General features: G+C 60.6%; 18 protein-coding genes. 6 read left to right on the top strand and 12 right to left on the bottom strand.

Features of this window, described 5'->3' with window-relative positions; genetic code table 11:
- The first annotated feature begins 130 nt into the window (after positions 1–130).
- Complete coding sequence (locus ACF8SD_RS20145) at positions 131–616, top strand: acyl-CoA thioesterase (RefSeq protein WP_009683536.1); 486 nt, start codon at positions 131–133, stop codon at positions 614–616.
- Here the strand turns inward: ACF8SD_RS20145 and pdxY are convergent.
- Positions 613–1485, bottom strand: coding sequence for a pyridoxal kinase PdxY (gene pdxY, locus ACF8SD_RS20140; RefSeq protein WP_392485012.1), 873 nt, complete (start codon positions 1483–1485; stop codon positions 613–615). The genes ACF8SD_RS20145 and pdxY overlap by 4 nt on opposite strands.
- A gap of 121 nt (positions 1486–1606) precedes the next feature.
- Here pdxY and ACF8SD_RS20135 point away from each other — a divergent pair, with 121 nt between their 5' ends.
- Positions 1607–1999: a DUF3301 domain-containing protein gene (locus ACF8SD_RS20135; protein WP_009683538.1), complete on the top strand. Its 393-nt coding sequence runs from the start codon at positions 1607–1609 to the stop codon at positions 1997–1999.
- Here the strand turns inward: ACF8SD_RS20135 and ACF8SD_RS20130 are convergent, their stop codons facing one another.
- From ACF8SD_RS20130 to zigA, 3 genes are read right to left on the bottom strand one after another with little or no spacing between them, the layout of a single operon-like run.
- Positions 2000–2971: a CobW family GTP-binding protein gene (locus ACF8SD_RS20130; protein WP_392485011.1), complete on the bottom strand. Its 972-nt coding sequence runs from the start codon at positions 2969–2971 to the stop codon at positions 2000–2002. It lies immediately after the preceding gene.
- 39 nt (positions 2972–3010) lie between these two features.
- Positions 3011–3637: a DUF1826 domain-containing protein gene (locus ACF8SD_RS20125; protein ID WP_392485010.1), complete on the bottom strand. Its 627-nt coding sequence runs from the start codon at positions 3635–3637 to the stop codon at positions 3011–3013.
- Positions 3634–4842 (bottom strand): zinc metallochaperone GTPase ZigA, encoded by a 1209-nt coding sequence (gene zigA, locus ACF8SD_RS20120; protein ID WP_392485009.1) that lies wholly within the window; start codon positions 4840–4842, stop codon positions 3634–3636. The genes ACF8SD_RS20125 and zigA overlap by 4 nt, the downstream gene beginning before the upstream one ends.
- 115 nt (positions 4843–4957) lie before the next feature.
- Here zigA and ACF8SD_RS20115 point away from each other — a divergent pair, with 115 nt between their 5' ends.
- Together ACF8SD_RS20115 and folE2 are read left to right on the top strand one after the other, a co-directional pair.
- A complete protein-coding gene (locus tag ACF8SD_RS20115; protein WP_392485008.1) occupies positions 4958–5338 on the top strand; it encodes a glutamine synthetase in 381 nt (126 codons plus the stop codon).
- 23 nt (positions 5339–5361) lie between these two features.
- A complete protein-coding gene (gene folE2, locus ACF8SD_RS20110) occupies positions 5362–6267 on the top strand; it encodes a GTP cyclohydrolase FolE2 (RefSeq protein WP_392485007.1) in 906 nt (301 codons plus the stop codon).
- Here folE2 and ACF8SD_RS20105 read toward each other — a convergent pair.
- Positions 6251–6778: a DUF3617 domain-containing protein gene (locus tag ACF8SD_RS20105; protein WP_009683544.1), complete on the bottom strand. Its 528-nt coding sequence runs from the start codon at positions 6776–6778 to the stop codon at positions 6251–6253. The two genes, folE2 and ACF8SD_RS20105, sit on opposite strands and share 17 nt — an antisense overlap.
- 131 nt (positions 6779–6909) lie before the next feature.
- Between ACF8SD_RS20105 and cls the strand changes: the two genes are divergently transcribed.
- On the top strand, positions 6910–8349 hold the full coding sequence (gene cls, locus ACF8SD_RS20100) for a cardiolipin synthase (protein ID WP_173891611.1): 1440 nt from the start codon (positions 6910–6912) through the stop codon (positions 8347–8349).
- Between the two features lie 26 nt (positions 8350–8375).
- On the opposite strand, the gene cfaB is transcribed toward cls, so the two are convergent.
- A complete protein-coding gene (gene cfaB, locus ACF8SD_RS20095; protein ID WP_173891612.1) occupies positions 8376–9560 on the bottom strand; it encodes a C17 cyclopropane fatty acid synthase CfaB in 1185 nt (394 codons plus the stop codon).
- A gap of 207 nt (positions 9561–9767) precedes the next feature.
- Here cfaB and lpdA point away from each other — a divergent pair, with 207 nt between their 5' ends.
- Positions 9768–11168, top strand: coding sequence for a dihydrolipoyl dehydrogenase (gene lpdA / locus ACF8SD_RS20090; protein WP_392485006.1), 1401 nt, complete (start codon positions 9768–9770; stop codon positions 11166–11168).
- 176 nt (positions 11169–11344) lie between these two features.
- On the opposite strand, the gene ACF8SD_RS20085 is transcribed toward lpdA, so the two are convergent.
- The 6 genes from ACF8SD_RS20085 to ACF8SD_RS20060 form a co-directional block, all read right to left on the bottom strand.
- Positions 11345–12535 carry a multidrug effflux MFS transporter gene (locus tag ACF8SD_RS20085; protein WP_392485005.1) on the bottom strand — a complete coding sequence of 397 codons (1191 nt, stop codon included), beginning with the start codon at positions 12533–12535 and terminating at the stop codon, positions 11345–11347.
- Between the two features lie 47 nt (positions 12536–12582).
- Positions 12583–13194: a thermostable hemolysin gene (locus ACF8SD_RS20080; protein ID WP_392485004.1), complete on the bottom strand. Its 612-nt coding sequence runs from the start codon at positions 13192–13194 to the stop codon at positions 12583–12585.
- An 11-nt stretch (positions 13195–13205) separates the two neighbouring features.
- Positions 13206–14687, bottom strand: a complete 1482-nt coding sequence (locus ACF8SD_RS20075; RefSeq protein ID WP_392485003.1) for an AMP-binding protein — start codon at positions 14685–14687, stop codon at positions 13206–13208.
- Entirely contained in the window at positions 14684–15616 is a 933-nt protein-coding gene (locus ACF8SD_RS20070; protein ID WP_173891617.1) for a TauD/TfdA family dioxygenase, read from the bottom strand. The genes ACF8SD_RS20075 and ACF8SD_RS20070 overlap by 4 nt, the downstream gene beginning before the upstream one ends.
- 130 nt (positions 15617–15746) lie before the next feature.
- The gene (locus ACF8SD_RS20065; RefSeq protein WP_392485002.1) at positions 15747–16685 is read right to left on the bottom strand and encodes a LysR family transcriptional regulator; all 939 of its coding nucleotides are present in this window, start codon (positions 16683–16685) and stop codon (positions 15747–15749) included.
- A 25-nt stretch (positions 16686–16710) separates the two neighbouring features.
- Positions 16711–17217: a MarR family winged helix-turn-helix transcriptional regulator gene (locus tag ACF8SD_RS20060; RefSeq protein WP_173891619.1), complete on the bottom strand. Its 507-nt coding sequence runs from the start codon at positions 17215–17217 to the stop codon at positions 16711–16713.
- Between the last annotated feature and the right edge of the window lie 29 nt (positions 17218–17246).

The following is a 17246-nucleotide window of genomic DNA, read 5'->3' as shown; positions in this document are numbered from 1 at the left end:
GATCAGGGTGACCGCTACGCCGCCGGCAACGTCCCGTAGCAACGAGGCAAATTCACAAGAGGGAAAACCCGTGTCAGCAGATCACCCCCTCCATTCGCCCGATTCAGCGCAACCTAACCGTGAGCACCTTATGGAACCTGGAAACGCCCAGCTGAGCATGACCGTCCTGATGACCCCGGACATGGCCAACTTTTCTGGCAACGTACATGGCGGCACCCTGCTCAAATACCTCGACGAAGTGGCCTATGCATGCGCCAGCCGCTATGCCGGCAGCTATGTGGTGACGTTGTCGGTAGACCAGGTGATCTTCCGCGAGCCGGTACACGTGGGCGAGCTGGTGACGTTCCTGGCGTCCGTCAACTACACCGGCAATACCTCGATGGAAGTGGGCATCAAAGTGGTGACCGAGAACATTCGCGAGCGCTCGGTGCGCCACTCCAACAGCTGCTTCTTTACCATGGTCGCGGTGGATGACAATCGCCGCCCGGTGCCGGTACCGCCGCGTCAGCCACAAAGCAGCGAAGAAAAGCGCCGCTTCCTGCAGGGGCAGCAGCGCCGCCAGATCCGCCAGGAACTGGAAAAGCGCTACCAGGACCTGAAAACCGACGCTATTTAAAACGCCAGCAACCGCGCTTCAAAGCGCACACGCGGGTGGGCAACGCGATCCTGGGCCCGTACCAGCTGCAGCTCGTAGCTGGCACAGGCCTGGGTTTCCAACAGCACTTCATGCACCGCGGCGGCAGTGAACTCGAATGCCTGCACCCAGCTGTCGCCGAGCAATACCCTAGCCAGGAACAGCCCGGAAGTCAGGTCGCCGACCCCCACTGGCTGACGCGGGAAAGCCAGCAGCGGGCGCCGCAGGTGCCAGCAGTGCTGAGCCGTCACCAGCAGCATTTCGAACTGGTCCTCGCACCGCCCGGGGTAGGCCAGGTGCTTGACCACGACCACCTGCGGCCCGCGCTGCAGCAAGCTGCGCGCCATGTGCACGCAATCCTCCAGCGACTGCGCGCGGCGCCCACAAAAGCTGTCCAGCTCCAGCTGGTTGGGGCACAGGATATCGGCCTTGGCCACCGCCTCGTCGAGCAGGAACTGGCTGACCTCAGGCGGTACGATGCAACCCTTCTCGGCGTGCCCCATGACCGGGTCACAGAGGTACAACGCCTTGGGGTTCACCGCTTTGATCCGCTGTACCCCGGCCAGAATCGCCCGCCCTTGCTCGGCACTGCCCAGGTAACCGGAAAGCACTGCATCGCAGTGCCCCAGTTCACCGATGTTGGAAATACCTTCGACCAACGCAGGAATTTGCGCTGGAGCGAGCACATCGCCCGCCCACTGGCCATACTGTGTGTGGTTGGAGAACTGCACGGTATTGAGCGGCCACACGTTGACCCCGATCCGCTGCATGGGGAACACCGCGGCGCTGTTGCCGGCGTGGCCGAACACCACATGGGACTGAATGGCGAGCAGGTGCGGAGTACGTTTCATGCGGGTGTTTTCCAAAGCTGTTTCAAAGAATAGTGCGCGACGCAGTATGAACTCGATTGTCACCTGTACGACAGGCCAGGGACGCAGTTAAGCTGGATCTACCTGTTTGGAGCATAAGCAAATGTTGACCCTGGAGAACCTCTTCGTCCTGATGCTGGTAGCCACGGCAGGCGCCTGGTTGTGGCACAACCATGGGTTGCGCGAGAAAGCCCTGGAACGGGTCAAACAGCATTGCGCCAAACTGGACCTCGAGTTGCTCGACGACGCCGTGGCGCTCAAGCGCATCGGCTTTGTGCGCGATGCCAATGGCCGCAAGCGCCTGGCCCGCATCTATGCCTTCGAGTTCACCGTCACTGGCGAGCAGCGCCACCCCGGTAGCGTGACACAGTTCGGTGCGCACAGCGTGCAGATAGAACTGGCACCCTACCCGTTCGAGATCAAAACCCCGCCGCGCACCGACAACGTTATCGAGATGCAGCAATGGCGCCAGGAACACAACCGCTGGCGTAACTGATCAGCTGATGCAGCATTCACGCAAAGCGGCCTGCAGCGCCGCTTGCGATTGCGCCTGATCGAAAATCAGCTCGATGCGGCTATCCCGGCGCCACTCGCTGGGCTGCCAGGCGGGCAAGCCCCCATTCAGCCCGTTGAAACCCTGCCACCCCTCCGGGCTGTGGATAACCCCCTTGGCGCGCCGCCAGGGCAAATTCTGCAAAAACGTGCTTAGCCGCTGTGGATAAAACTGCTGGCTGGGGTGCCAGCGCCAGCCAATACTCCAACCACCCTCACCCTGCTGGGCCAGGCAGACCGGCTGGGTGGGGTCGGCCCAGACCGCTCCTGCGGTTATTTCCAGATTGTCGACAATCCTGAAGACGGATAGCGGGCTGTCAACAATCTGTGAAGGTGCCTGGGGTAGTCCACAAAACGCTACTTCACCCTCCACGGCCCAGAGTACGTTCCTGTCGCTAAATTTATTACTTATCAACAATTTAGTTGATTCATCCACAGCCTCTGACTTATTCATAATCACACACTCGCAGGCGTTCAACGCCTGCTGTTGCGCATCGGAAAGCCGCTCATTGCGAGCCACTGCTTGAGCATCCACAACCATGACAAGTGGCTGAATTGTCAGCACTCCAGCCCATGGCGCTGCCTGCAATTGTGCCTGCAGCTGCAACGGATGACCCAGACCTGAAGGCTCGATGAACAAACGGTCAGGGCGTGATTTACGCAACAGACGCCCTAGCCCGACCTGGAACGGCATACCGTTCACGCAGCACAAACAACCGCCGGCCACTTCACCAATGGCCACGCCGTCTTCATCCTGGCTGAGCAACGCCGCATCCAGGCCAACCAGGCCAAATTCATTGATCAGCACCGCCCAGCGCTCATTGGGCGGCCGCTGCGCCAGCAAATGGCGGATCAGGGTGGTTTTGCCGGCGCCGAGCGGGCCGGCAATTACGTGGGTAGGTATGTGCTGCAGCATGGGCTGATTCAAACAGTGGCAAAGCCTAACTATGCGCCGTCAGGCCAACCAGTCAAGGCTCAACAGCAGGCGCCCCTGCTGGCCCGAAGGCGAGCGATGTACCAGGCCTGCACCTTCGTTGCCTTGCCATTTCTCGCCCTTGAGCAGCGCCACGTCACCGGCTTGCAGGGTCTGAATTTTATCCACAGGAGGCTGCGCTGTGTGTAACTCTCGCCGGGGGCTTATCGCCTCAGGCAACCACTCACTACCCGGCCCGACGTAAGTTGTGAGCAAGCGCAAGGGTACGTTATCCACATGGAAACGCGGACACATGGGGCCATCCAGTACGCGCAGGCGCAGACCGACACGACGCGCACCTACCAGGCAGGTGTAGGCCGCGACCAGCCAGGTCACATCGGCTACAAATGACTCATAGCCGTGCAGGTCAGCGGCTTCGCGCAGCAGGTCCGGCAGCACCGGCGGGCGCTGCTCGTCCACCTCGATTACCCGTTGATCGGCCAAAGGCTGGCCAAGGCTGAGTACCAGTTCGGCAAAGTCCTGCAACTGCGCCGGCAAACGCCGACGCCAGACGGCCAGGTTGACGCCATCCTGCAGGACCTCTGCCAATACTTGCGGTGTTTCGCCAGCGACCTGAAAGATATCCACAGCCCTCAGTGCCAGGCTCATGCTGCCGCCTCCGCATGCCACGGCCCGAACGGATCGGGCAACCGCAACCAGCCCATATGCCCAAGCGCCATTTCCTGGTCGGTCAACAAGCACGCATCAAGGTCTGTGGATAACTTTGCAAAGTCGATATTCTGCCCAATGAACACCAATTCCTGGCGGCAATCGCCGGCTTCAGCGGTCCAGTGTTTAAGGATCGCACTCGTGTTATCCACATCCTCGGGCCACTGGTCGCGCGGTACGAAGCGCCACCAGCGCCCCGCCAAGCCATGGCGCATCATGCCCCCCGCTTGCGACCAGCTACCCGCTTCTTGGTACTTGCTGGCCAACCAGAAAAAGCCTTTGGACCGGAGCAAGCGCCCGTTGCTCCAGTGCGTGTGGATAAAGTCGTAGAACCGTTGTGGATGAAACGGGCGCCGCGCTTGCCAGGTCATGGCTGCAATTCCGTACTCTTCGGTTTCCGGTACGTGCTCGCCGCGTAGCTCCTGCAACCAGCCTGGCGCCTGCGCCGCCTGGTCGAAGTCGAACAGGCCCGTATCGAGAATGCGCTCCAGTGCAACCTGGCCCATGACCATCGGCACGATCTCTGCCCGCGCATTGAGGCTGCGCAAAATGGCCACGAGCTCTTCGCGCTCATGCTGGCTGATCAGGTCGATCTTGCTCAGCAGCAGCACATCGGCGAATTCCACCTGTTCGATAAGCAGGTCACTGATCGAGCGCTCATCGTCCTCGCCCAATGTTTCGCCACGGCTGGCCAGGCTGTCTGCAGCCTGGTAATCGCGCAGGAAGTTCAGGCCATCGACCACTGTGACCATCGTGTCCAGCCGGGCCATGTCGGACAAGCTGCGGCCTTGTTCGTCGCGGAAGGTGAAAGTCTCTGCTACCGGCAGTGGCTCCGAAATGCCAGTGGACTCGATCAGCAGGTAGTCGAAGCGCCCTTCTGCGGCTAACCGCGCTACCTCTTCCAGCAGGTCCTCACGCAGGGTGCAGCAGATGCAGCCGTTGCTCATCTCAACGAGCTTTTCTTCAGCGCGGTTGAGGCTGACGTTGCGCTGCACCTCGCTGGCGTCGATGTTGATTTCGCTCATGTCATTGACGATGACGGCAACCCGCAGGTTGTCACGGTTACGCAATACATGGTTGAGCAAGGTGCTTTTACCGGCACCCAGAAAGCCGGACAGCACAGTAACGGGAAGACGATTGGACATGGCAAAACCCCTTCAGGCGAACGCATTCGAAACGATGCATTGCGCAATGTTATAAAGTAACAATACAATTTCGCCAAGCCGTTCTCGACGGACGAATGCTCACCGGGGATGAAACATGAAACTGTCACGCGCCATGGCATTGGTGTTGATCGCCATGCCCACCTCACTGGTTGCCATGCCGCAGAGCACTGCATTGGCGTTGTGTACCCGCAGTGCCACGCTGCTCTCCTGCCAGGACGGCAAGGGGAGTTACTACAGCGTACGTACACACGACAATGAGCTTTACCTGCGCGGTTTCGACTCGGTCACGCGGCGGCTATGGGCTCAAACCAACAGCCGTTACGGTTCGTTGACCTTCTTCACCGGCCTGGCCAGTGACGGCGAGGCCTGGGTGGGTTACAGCCGCCGCGTAGGCTGGACCACCTGGAACCGCGTATCCAGTTCCAGCGGGCAACGTTTCAATGTGCATTGCAGCATGATCGGCGGCTGCCGCTGATGCCTTCTTCTGTGGAAACCCAAATGAACCAGCACACGCTCCCTGATATCGCTTCACAAACTCATGCCTTCACCTTGCCACTGAACTGGGTGGGGATGTGCGGCATCGCCCTGCCCGTGCAGTTTGAAGGGCGCCCCGCTGCTGCCACCGTCGACGCAGGCGTCAGTTTGATAGACGGCCATTCACGTGGCATCCACATGTCGCGGCTCTACCTTGCATTGGAGGCCCTGGAAAACCAGCCCGTTACGGCGCTGGCAATTCGGCAGCTTTTGGCGGATTTTTTGACCAGCCACGAAGGGCTGTCTTCCGCTGCTTATCTGCGCTTGGGCTTTGATCACCTGCTTAAAAGACCAGCCTTGATCAGCCCATTGGCAGGCTGGAAGAGCTATCCCGTGACCATCGATGCACGCATCGAGAATGAAATGTTCCACGTGGAACTATCCGTATGCGTGCCCTATTCGTCCACCTGTCCATGTTCGGCGGCGCTTGCCAGGCAACTGATACAACAGCAGTTCCAACAGCAATTCCCCGGGTCGCAGGTCGACACTGCGGCGGTAATGAACTGGCTAGGCACTGCCGAAGGCATCGTCGCTACCCCACATAGCCAACGCAGTAGCGCGAAAATTCAGGTACGGCTGCGCAGCAGCCAGCGTGAGCTGCCGATTACCGAGCTGATTGATTGCATCGAAATGAGCTTGGGCACAGCGGTACAGACTGCGGTCAAGCGTGCAGACGAACAGGCCTTCGCTTTAGCCAACGGGCAGAACCTGATGTTCTGTGAAGATGCTGCCCGGCGCCTGCACCAGGCGCTACGACAATTGGAGTGGAGTGCTGCTTTCAGGCTGCGGGTGGAACATGCAGAAAGCCTGCATGCCCACGACGCTGTTGCCGCCAGCCAGTGGCAGTGGGACCTCAACTGCGCGGTTTGACCGTACCGCAATCACTGCCCAGCCACACCGCACGGGTGTTCATACTGCCTTGCTGCTGAACACCCGACGCGTTGAAGGTGCCGCTGACCTGGGTGGTGAACTCCCGATCACTGAGGAACGTCGCCTGGCCACTGCCCTGTGCCTTCGGGCAGCTGAACTCGAACTTCCACACGTTGCCGGTACGGTCAGTGATTTTCTGCGTGCAACCGGATTTGGGGTCCTGCAGCGGGATGTCGTTGGTCGCCACTTGTTCGGCGGTCAGGCATGAACGCACGCCATTACCAGCCACCGTAACCCCTTGTTTGGCCAGCACGCCTTCCATCATCGCGCGCTGCTCCGGCGGCAGGTTCTTGAGCTGGCCCAGCATGAACCCCATGTCAGGTAACGGCTTGCCATCGACCTGCATGTTGCTGGTGGTCAGCTCCCACAAACCCGGTTGCAGCATCTGGGCATGCACCAGCGGGCTGCTCATACCGAGGACCAGGGCCAACAGTGGCAGACGAATCTTCATGGGTGAACACTCCTGAAAAAAGCCGGCCAAGCGGGCCGGGCTGAGCCTTAGACGCCAAAACCATCCGCAGGTTGCAAGGTGCACCGGGAACGTGTTCTGTTAGCCAACAGTACTCGGTGAGCAGGATGCATATGGATTACCACAGCCCCTATTTCTTTGGTTATGTAATTGGCCTGATTCATCTACTGGGTATCGTAGCCGCACTGCATGCGTTGTTCACGGTGCGCACGGCCCAAGGCGCAATTGCCTGGGCGATGCCGTTGTTCTTCATTCCTTATTTCACCCTTATACCGTACCTGGTGTTCGGCGCCCGTTCGTTCAATGCGTATATCAAGGCGCGCCGCCAAGCCAACCAGGAAATGCACGTTGCAATGGCCAACCTCAACTGGCGGCCATGGGTTGAAGAAGCCCTGACCGCCCGCGAGTCGGAAAGCTACGCCGCGCTACGCGCCATGCCCAAACTGGGGCGCATGCCTTGCCTGGCGAACAACCAGGTGAAGCTGCTGATCAATGGCAAGGCCACCTTCGATGCCATTTTCGCGGCCATCGAAAAAGCCCACGATGTGGTGCTTGTGCAGTTCTTCATCATCCATGACGACAAACTCGGCAAGGCATTACAGCACCTGCTGCTGCGCAAGGCGGCTGAAGGGGTTCAGGTGTTTGTGCTGTACGACCGTGTCGGTAGCCATGCCTTGCCAGCCAGCTACAGCCAGGCGCTGCGTGATGGCGGCGTACAGGTTCACGCTTTCGCCACCCGGCGTGGTTGGTTCAACCGCTTTCAGGTCAACTTCCGCAACCATCGCAAGATCGTGGTGGTGGATGGCTTGGTCGGTTTCATCGGCGGGCATAACGTAGGTGACGAGTACCTGGGTGAAGACCCGCAGCTTTCACCGTGGCGCGATACTCATGTGCAGATCGGCGGGCCAGTGCTGGCCTGCCTGCAAGAGTCGTTCGCCGAAGACTGGTACTGGGCCTCGCGCCAGCTGCCGCCGCTGATTCTGCCAGATGCCTACCCGGACGACGGCGTGCTCTGCCAGGCCTTGGCCAGTGGGCCGGCGGACCCACAGGAAACCTGCGCACTGTTCTTCCTTGAAGCCATCCACTCCGCCACGCGCAGGGTGTGGATAACCACCCCCTACTTCATCCCTGACGAAGCGGTGTTCGCGGCATTGCGCCTGGCAGCACTGCGTGGGGTGGATGTGCGCGTATTGATCCCGGCACGCCCCGACCACCGGGTTGTCTATGCCGCCTCCAGCCTGTTTGCCTTCGAAGCGGTACGCGCAGGCGTACGCATGTTCCGCTACCAGCCGGGTTTCCTGCACCAGAAGGTAGTACTGGTAGATGACGAGGTCAGCGCAATCGGCAGTGCCAACCTGGACAACCGTTCATTCCGCCTGAACTTCGAGATCACCCTGCTGACGGTCGACCGTGGCTTTGCCGACCAGGTGGAACGTATGTTGAATGAAGACTTCGAGCAGGCGCGAGAAATAACCGTTGAGGACAGCCGCGACACCCACCGGCTACAGCAATTGGGGATGCGCATCGCACGCTTGATATCCCCAATCCTGTAACCGGTGCCGCCGACCAGAGGTAGGTGTCAGCGGTACAGATCCTCGCGTGTCCAGGGCAGGTCGTGATGCCCGTCGGCATAGGGCTTCACTGCCAGAATCTGGTGCAGGTTGATCCAGCCCTTCTGGAACGCATAGGCACACCCGGCCAGGTACAAACGCCAGATGCGCAGGGTTTTCTCGGGGACCAGTGCCGCCGCCTTGTGCAGCTGGTTCTCCAGATTCTCGCTCCAGTGGTGCAGGGTCTTGGCGTAGTGCAGGCGCAAGCTCTCCACGTCCACCACCTCCAGCCCTGCTTCGCAGATGCTGGCACTGATCATCGACAGGTGGGGCAGCTCACCATGTGGGAACACGTAGCGATCGATGAACTCGCCTGCACCTCGCCCCACCGGCCGACCATCCACATGCTTGGCGGTGATGCCGTGGTTCATCACCAGCCCCCCTTCCCTCACCGCACCGAACAGCTTCTGGCAATACAACGCCAGGTTGGCATGGCCGACATGCTCGAACATGCCCACGCTGACAACCTTGTCGAAGCGGCCGTCTTGAGGCAGGTCGCGGTAATCGAGAATCTGTAAATCGACCTTGTCGCTCAGACCCTCTGCCTTGACCCGCTGGCGGCCGAGCTTCAACTGCTCTTTGCTGAGGGTGATGCCGAATACCTTGGCGCCATACTCACGGGCGGCGAATCGCGCCAGGCCACCCCAGCCACAGCCCACATCGAGCAGATAGTCGCCCGCCTCGAGCCGCAGCTTGCGGCACAGGTGCTCGAACTTGTCCTGCTGCGCCTGCTCGAGGGTGTTGTCCGGCTCGCGAAAATAAGCGCATGAGTACACCATGTCCTGGTCCAGCCACAGCTGGTAGAACTCATTGGATACGTCGTAGTGATAGGAAATGGCCTGCGCGTCGGTAGTCTTGTCATGCGCCAGGCGCTGGGGCGGCGTGTCGTCTTCGTCGGTAAGCAGTGCCTCACTCAGCTCATCGCAAACGCGTATGGCCTCACCGATATCGCCTTCCAGCTCCAACTTGCCTTCGACAAATGCCGTACCCAACTGGTCCATGCTCGGGTGGGTCAGCTGGCTGATCAACTGGGGTTCTCTGACCAGTATGGTGACCTGCGGGCTGGGCCCGAGATCGAAGTGGTTGCCGTCCCAGAGTTTCAGCCGCAGCGGCAGATGCAAGCTCTGCAGTGCCGGTGGAAGTTGCGCAAGCATGAACGACCCTCCTGTCCGTATTTGGCCACGACGCCTGAAATTTCGAACGTCGTCGGATCAGAGTAGTTCATTCGTGGGATGTTTCCTCCAGACGCGAACATGGCCTAGCCCCGACTGACCTGATATGCACAGCAAATTGTATACAACTTGACGAGCTCAGCCTAACCTTATGCCCCTGTCGCGTTTCTACATCCCTGGAGTTGAACCATGAAATTCTATGACGTGGTGATCATCGGCGGTGGCCCTGGCGGCTACAACGCAGCCATTCGCGCTGGCCAAATTGGGCTCAGTGTCGCCTGCGTGGAGGGCCGCTCGACCTTGGGCGGCACTTGCCTGAACGTCGGCTGCATGCCGTCCAAGGCACTGCTGCATGCTTCCGAACTCTACGAAGCCGCCAGCGGTGAGGCGTTTGCACACCTCGGCATCGAAGTCAAACCCACGCTGAACCTCGCCCAGATGATGAAGCAGAAGGACGAGAGCGTGGCCGGCCTGACCAAAGGCATCGAGTACCTGTTCCGCAAGAACAAGGTCGACTGGATCAAGGGCTGGGGCCGCCTGGATGGCGTCGGCAAAGTGGTCGTGAAGGCACAGGACGGCAGCGAAATCACGCTGCAGGCCAAAGACATCGTCATCGCCACCGGTTCCGAGCCAACGCCGCTGCCAGGCGTGACCATCGACAACCAGCGCATCATCGACTCGACCGGCGCGCTGTCGCTGCCGCAGGTGCCCAAGCACCTGGTCGTAATCGGTGCCGGGGTGATCGGCCTCGAATTGGGGTCGGTGTGGCGCCGGCTGGGTAGCCAGGTCACGGTCATCGAATACCTTGATCGCATCTGCCCTGGCACCGACAGCGAAACCGCCAAGACCCTGCAGAAGGCATTGGCCAAGCAAGGTATGGCGTTCAAGCTGGGCAGCAAAGTGACCCAGGCGACCGCCAGCGCCGACGGCGTGGCCTTGACCTTGGAGCCTGCAGCGGGTGGCGCGGCAGAAACACTGCAAGCCGATTATGTACTGGTCGCGATCGGTCGCCGCCCCTATACCAAAGGCCTGAACCTGGAAAGCGCAGGCCTGGAAACCGACAAGCGCGGCATGCTCGGCAACGAACATCACCGCACTTCAGTGCCCGGGCTTTGGGTAATCGGCGACGTCACTTCCGGGCCGATGCTGGCGCACAAGGCCGAAGACGAAGCAGTGGCCTGCATCGAGCGCATCGCCGGCAAACCGCACGAGGTCAACTACAACCTCATCCCTGGCGTGATCTATACCCGGCCGGAGCTAGCCAGCGTGGGCAAGACCGAAGAGCAGCTCCAGGCCGACGGGCGTGAATACAAAGTGGGCAAATTCCCCTTCACGGCCAACAGCCGCGCCAAGATCAACCACGAGACCGAAGGCTTCGCCAAGGTGCTGGCCGATGCCAAAACCGACGAAGTGCTGGGTGTGCACCTGGTGGGCCCGAGCGTCAGCGAAATGATCGGTGAATTCTGCGTGGCCATGGAGTTCTCGGCTTCGGCCGAAGATGTCGCCCTCACCTGCCACCCCCACCCCACCCGCTCCGAAGCGTTGCGCCAGGCAGCGATGAATGTGGATGGCATGGCCATGCAGATTTGAGTCGACCACGCCGAGGGCAACAGCGGGCGGGAGCTTGCGCCCGCTGCTGCCCCCTTCGGCGCAGGCAAGCGTTTTGTGCGTAGCAGTTACTCGGCCCTGCTGGTTGATGACTACTGTTCAGGGCTACCTGGCAGACCCCGGCAGCAGATACGCTGCACCGCCGGGGTCGGCAGGCTTCAGGCCACCGAGGCTTGACGCGGCACGCGCACGCTCAGCATGCCCGACAACGAGATCAACCAAAGCACCAGAAACACGCAGGCAATTGCCAGGTTCGAGGTCAGCGGCAAAGCGCTGACCAGCGCCGAGGCCAATGACCCGAATACCAGCATCAGGCAGCCTTGCAGGCTGGCGGCAACACCGGCGCGGTCGGGGAACAGCGACATCGAGTTGGCCATGGCGTTGGAGAAGATGAAGCCCTGACCGAACGCGACCAGCATGATGCCGCCCAAGATCGAGACCAGGTGAAGCTCCTCTGCCTGCGTGGCGATGGTCACCACGCCGAGCAGAAACACCACCATTCCTGCCCACATCAGCAGCCGCGGCTTGACCTGCCGGATCAGCGCACGGTTGACCAGAGTGCCGACCAGGTAGCAGCTACCCACAGCCAGCGCGGTGGTACCAAAGTACTGCGCGCTATGCCCCAGGCGTTCCTGGACGATGTGTGGGCCGAACACGTTCCATAGCAGAAACGCCGAGAAGCTCGAGCCGAGCACGACCACCGAGGCCCGAAAACGGCTGTCCGCCAGGATTGGGCGGTAGCCGGCACAGGTTTGCAAGGCGCTGCGTCTGTTCGTTGCGGGCAACGACTCTTTGAGCCCTGCCAGCACGAAGGCCAACACGATGACGGCGTATACGGCGTACAGGACGAAGTTATAGCGCCAGCCAAGGTGCACTTCGATCACCCCGCCAATGTACGGCGCGATCACCGGCCCCAGGCCGAAGGCCAGGCTGAGGTAGATGATCGCTACGTAGAAACGCGGCCCTTTGACGATGTCCACCAGCAGCGCACGGGCAACTACCTGACAGGCGCCGATGGCGAAGCCTTGCAGGGCGCGGGCGAGCAGGAGCATCTCGATGGACGTGGCCACGGTTGCCAACACGCTGCCCGCGAGGAACACCAATAGCCCCAATTGCACCGCCGGCCGCCGCCCACGGGCATCGGCCATGATGCCGAAGAACAGCTGCCCCAGTGCGTAGAACAGCAGGGTGATGGTGATGGTGTTCTGCATCAGCGCCGGGCTGGCTGACAGTTCACGGCCAATGGAGGGGATACTCGGCGCGTACAGGTCGATGGCGATACCGCCCACGCTGTTGATCAGCGGCGCCAGAAAGACAATGAAATTCTCGTAACGCTTGGTCACGTTCATGTTTACCTCCGGCGCGCCGGGCAGCGGATGCCCGGCGCGCGTCGTGGTCAGGCCGAGGCCTGGCGATTGAAAGTAGGGACGGCCTGGCCCAGGCCCGCGGCAGATGCCGGTGCGCTCATCCAGATGCTCGGTGGCGCCAATCGCGCGGCCACCACGCGTGGGCCTTGTTGGTAGTAGGAACCCCAATTGACTTGGGGATCCTTGACCCGGGCTTGATCGGCGCCGCCCAGATCGTCGAGGGTATCGACGATCGGGGTCAGCAGTTGGCGCACCTGTTCGGTCGCGGTCAGCACCACCAGGCCGAAGTTGCGCAGGGCCAGGGTCTGAATCACGTTGTTTAGCAGGTACTTGCCGGCGCCGCTGCCGCTGCGAAACGAAGCGAAGGCGCCCACTTCGGCGATCCGCGCCCGGTCCAGGCCGTAACGCTGGTCCAGGCTCTGGTCCAGGTAATACTCGCTGAACAGCTTGCCCGAATCGCCGTAGCTGATGCCGGCGCAGGCGTAACCTGGCGCACCGCCATTGGAACCGGTCAGGCAAACGAAAAGGTCCGGCTGCGGCTCGGGGGTGGCATCGTAGTGCTTGAGGTAGTGGGCACGCACCGCCTCCTGCAGACAACGGTAGCCGGGCCGGCCTTTGTAGAAATTGCGCACGATGTACATGGGGCTCTTCCTCAGGCGTACATCTGGTCGATGAAACGCGCTTCAATCTCGGCCCGTCGCGGTCGCCCGGTCACGGTGTAGAACTGCTCGCGGAACTGCGCGATGTCCTCGATTACGCGAATCTGCCGGACCCGGGCGAAATCAGCCAGGCGGTGTTCCAAGCGTGCCATTTCGCGGCGCACCTGGTCGCTGCCGGCACCGCTCAGCACGATGGCGCAGGGCTCGTCCTTGCCTTCGCCCATGACGATCATGTCGTCTACCAACGGGCTTTCCTTGTAGACGTTCTCGACCCATTCGGGCGAGATGTTGCGCGCCGTCGAGAGGATGATCACGTGCTTCTTGCGCCCGGTGATGTACAGGTATCCGTCGCGCAGTTCGGCGATATCCCCGGTGTGCAGGTAGCCATCGGACAGGTCGCAAGCCGTGTCGTCGGCGTTGTAGTAGCCGGCGCATAACGTAGGCGTGCGCACCAGCAACTCGCCGTCGACCAGCTTGGGCTCGATGCCGTCGAGCAGCTTGCCGGCCGAACCGATACGCCGTTCGGCTGGCGAGTTCAGCGAGATGATCGATGAGTTTTCGCTCAGGCCATAGGCCTCGAATACCTGCACGCCATGGGCCTCCAGCGCCTCCAGCACGCTGACCGGGATCTTCGCGCCGCCGGTGATGATGTGTGGGCACTGGGCACCGAACAGCTGCTGCACCGAACAGTCCTGCAGCAGCATGTTGGCTTCCTCCAGCAGCTTGGGCGGCAGGTAGAGAAAATTCGGCTCGTTGGGGGCGATCAGCTCAAGATAATGCCTGGCGTTACCGCTTGCCGCGCCGTACTCGGGCACACCTTCGGGCATCAGCGTGAGGGTGCCGCCAGACAGGATCGGAATGAACACGCCCAGCACCTGCTCGATCAGTAAGCTCATTGGCACGATCGAGAAATAGTGCAGGGGCTGCTGGGGCAAGCGCTTCATGACGTTGTCCACCAACAGACTGACCGCCTCGTCGCGAATCATCACACCCTTGGGCTTGGAGGTGGTGCCAGAGGTATGGATGATCGAGACGATGCCATCCGGAATCAGCTCGTCCTCGTTGCGCCATTCTTCACCGATGGCCTGGTTCATCAACTGGCCGGGAATGAAGCAGGGCTTGTCGGGCAGGATGTCATGCAGCCGCTTGGCGGTTATCTCGTCGCGCACCAACACTGCCGTGGCCTTGCCCAGCAAACTGGCGATCTGGTCGTCGGAGAACTCGATCGGCACCGGCAGCAGCACCGCACCGACCTTTTGAATGGCCAGCAGGGTATAGACCCATTCGTAGCACGAACGCATGGCAATCCCGAACACCTTGCGTTCGCAGCGCCCCACGCGCCCTTCCAGGGCGCTGGCCAGGCGCAGTACGTCGCGGCGTAGTTCGTGCAAGGTGTATTCACGGCCATCCATTTCACGGATGACGACGCGGTCAGGTGTGCTTGCCAGATAGTCCTGCATCTTTTGGCTGATCATTGGCCGTTACCTCCCAGGCGGTAGCTTTGCGCACCGAAAATGCGGCGCGAAGGGTCGTCCAGACGGCGACGGCCGTGCATGACGCGGGTGTTGTCGATGACGATGACATCGCCTTTCTGCCAGAAGTGGCTGTAGGTATTGCGCTCGGTCACTTCCTTGATTTCATCCCAGATTTCCAGGGCGATATCTTCGCCGTCGCTCCAGGTGATACGCGGCGGTTCGTAGTTGACGCTGGGGCCGAGCATCGAATTGCAGAACGCCTTGCGGCCGCTGAAGCAGCTGGTTTCCACCGCCGAAATGATCAACTGCGAGGCAATCAGGTTCTGGTCGATGCGCCGGTAGGTTTGCCCTGCCACTTGATCATTAACCTGTTGCAGGTGTTCGTCGGTGATCGCCTCGAGCGGCAGTTGCAGTTCAATGCTCAGGAAGCGTTTTACGTTCTGCCAAGGGATGCGCCGGCTATAGCGAATCTGGCGTTGTTCGAACAACTTGCGGGTTTTCGCTGACAGATCGAACAGAACGCGCTCGCCATCGCACAGTGTGGTTTGCGAACCGACTTCGGCCGCTTCCAGGCAATAGAACCATTGCAAGTCGGGGTTGAACGGCAAGTTGCCGTTTTCGCGGTGCAGGCCCATTTCGTGAATACCGGCTTCGATCTCGGCAGTATTGGCCGTAGCCGCCTTGCGCGCTGGGTCGAAGGTCACCCGCGACGAATGCGCGCTGACGAACTCGTTGAAGTCGGACAGGCTGTCGGCGAAGTCGCGGTAAATCACCGCACCGCTATGGGCAAGGTCTTCATACAACGAAGCGCCGCTGATCGAATCGCTGACACGCATGTCGCGATCGACCGCAATGACACACTCGAAGCCATAGCACGGCGTCGGTTGTCGGAAGTAGGGAAATACCACAGGTTGGGCGTGCGCCAGCATGACTCATTCCTCCGTGAAAGTGTGGGGCTCAGGTAGGTCTTGCGCTACCCGATGACCACACGATAAGAGAAACGAGCGGCTGGCTGGTTTTAAGAAATCTAAAAGCGTGGTGAAAATTTAAAAGCCTGTTTCATCGTTCCGTCAACAACGCCTCGGCCACCTGTTCGATCAACCTGCGCAGGCTGGCTATATCTTTGCTGTCGCTGCGGTCGCGCGCCCAGATCATGTCCAAGGTGAATGTTGGGAAACCCAGCGGCGGCTGGCAGACTTTCGCTGATGACGGAATGCGCAAGTGCGGCAACAGGCGCGCCGGCAGTGCGAGCGTGGCCGGTACTGCGGCGACGATGTTCACGCAGGCTTGGTAACCATTGGCGCGCACCAGCACATTGCGCGAACGACCGACTTTATCCAGCCAGCTGTCGACCATGTTCTTTTCTGAAATCCACGGTGTTGGGAATACGTGGGGCGAGGCGCAGAATTCATCCAGGCTCATGGCCGCGTCGTTGGCCAACCCGTTTTGACTGGTCAGGCAGACAAAGTCGTCGTTGACCACCGCTTGCCATTGCAGCTCCGGGTGCATCTGGTGATAGCCCGGACCGAAGCCGATCGCGATGTCAATTTCCCCTGACATCAACTGATCCACAGGCAGGTCGCGGCTCAGGCGATCGAGGTGCAGCGAAGTATTGGCATGCGTGTGCGACAGCATCGCCAGGGTTTGCGGCAGGAACGACAACTCGAAATACTCCGGCGCGCAGAGCCGCCAGATCTTGCGCACGGCTTGCGCAGAAGCGTGGTTTTCATCTTCAGCGCAGCGGTTGACCGACTCGACCACCACGCGCAAATAAGGCGCGATCTTCTCGGCCTTGCTGGTCGGTTGCAGCACCCCTTGGGATGAAGAGAACAACGTGTCGTCAAAGCAGCCGCGCAGCCGCTTCAAACAATAACTGACTGTCGGCTGGCTCACGCTCATCAGCTCAGCGGTGCGTTTGGCACTGCGCAACTCCAGCAAGTTGAGAAACACCACGATGTCCTGCAGATCCAACTGTTTGAGGTAGTTGCTGTGGAGCATGGAAATTCCTCCTGAATATTCCAGATCATGGCGTTGGCGCGCCCTCGCCGGGTAAATGCACGAGCACGTGCTTCAACACTTGGGCAAAGTCCGCGCGTTGTTGGTCACTTAAGGGAGCCAATACCAGCTCTTGTATTTCGGTATGGGTAAGGACGGCCTGGTCGATCAATTCCTTACCCACGACGGTCAGCGCAACTTGCGAGCTGCGCTTGTCTTGGCTGTCGGCAATCCGCTCGACCATGCCGGCACTTTCCAGCCGTGCCAGCCGATTGGTCATAGCGCCGGAGGTGACCAGCAGCGAGCGGTAGAGCTCGGTGGGGGTGAGCCGATACGGCGCCCCGGCGCGGCGCAACGTGGCCAGCACGTCGAACTCGCCTTCCTTGAAGCCATACTGGGCCAACGCCTCGGCGCGCAGGCGTTCAAGATGCTTATGAATGCGCACCATGCGCCCGAATATCGCCATGGACGAAACGTCCACTTCGGGCATCGCCTGCGCCCACTGCGCCACCACGAAATCCACATGATCGTCCATCGTTTCCCTCGACCGTGCCCTTCATCACT

It is taken from the genome of Pseudomonas sp. CJQ_9, from assembly GCF_043106615.1.
GTDB lineage: Bacteria > Pseudomonadota > Gammaproteobacteria > Pseudomonadales > Pseudomonadaceae > Aquipseudomonas > Aquipseudomonas juntendi.
The sequence above is the reverse complement of the archived record's forward strand: the minus strand, read 5'-3'. Positions and strand labels throughout refer to the sequence as shown.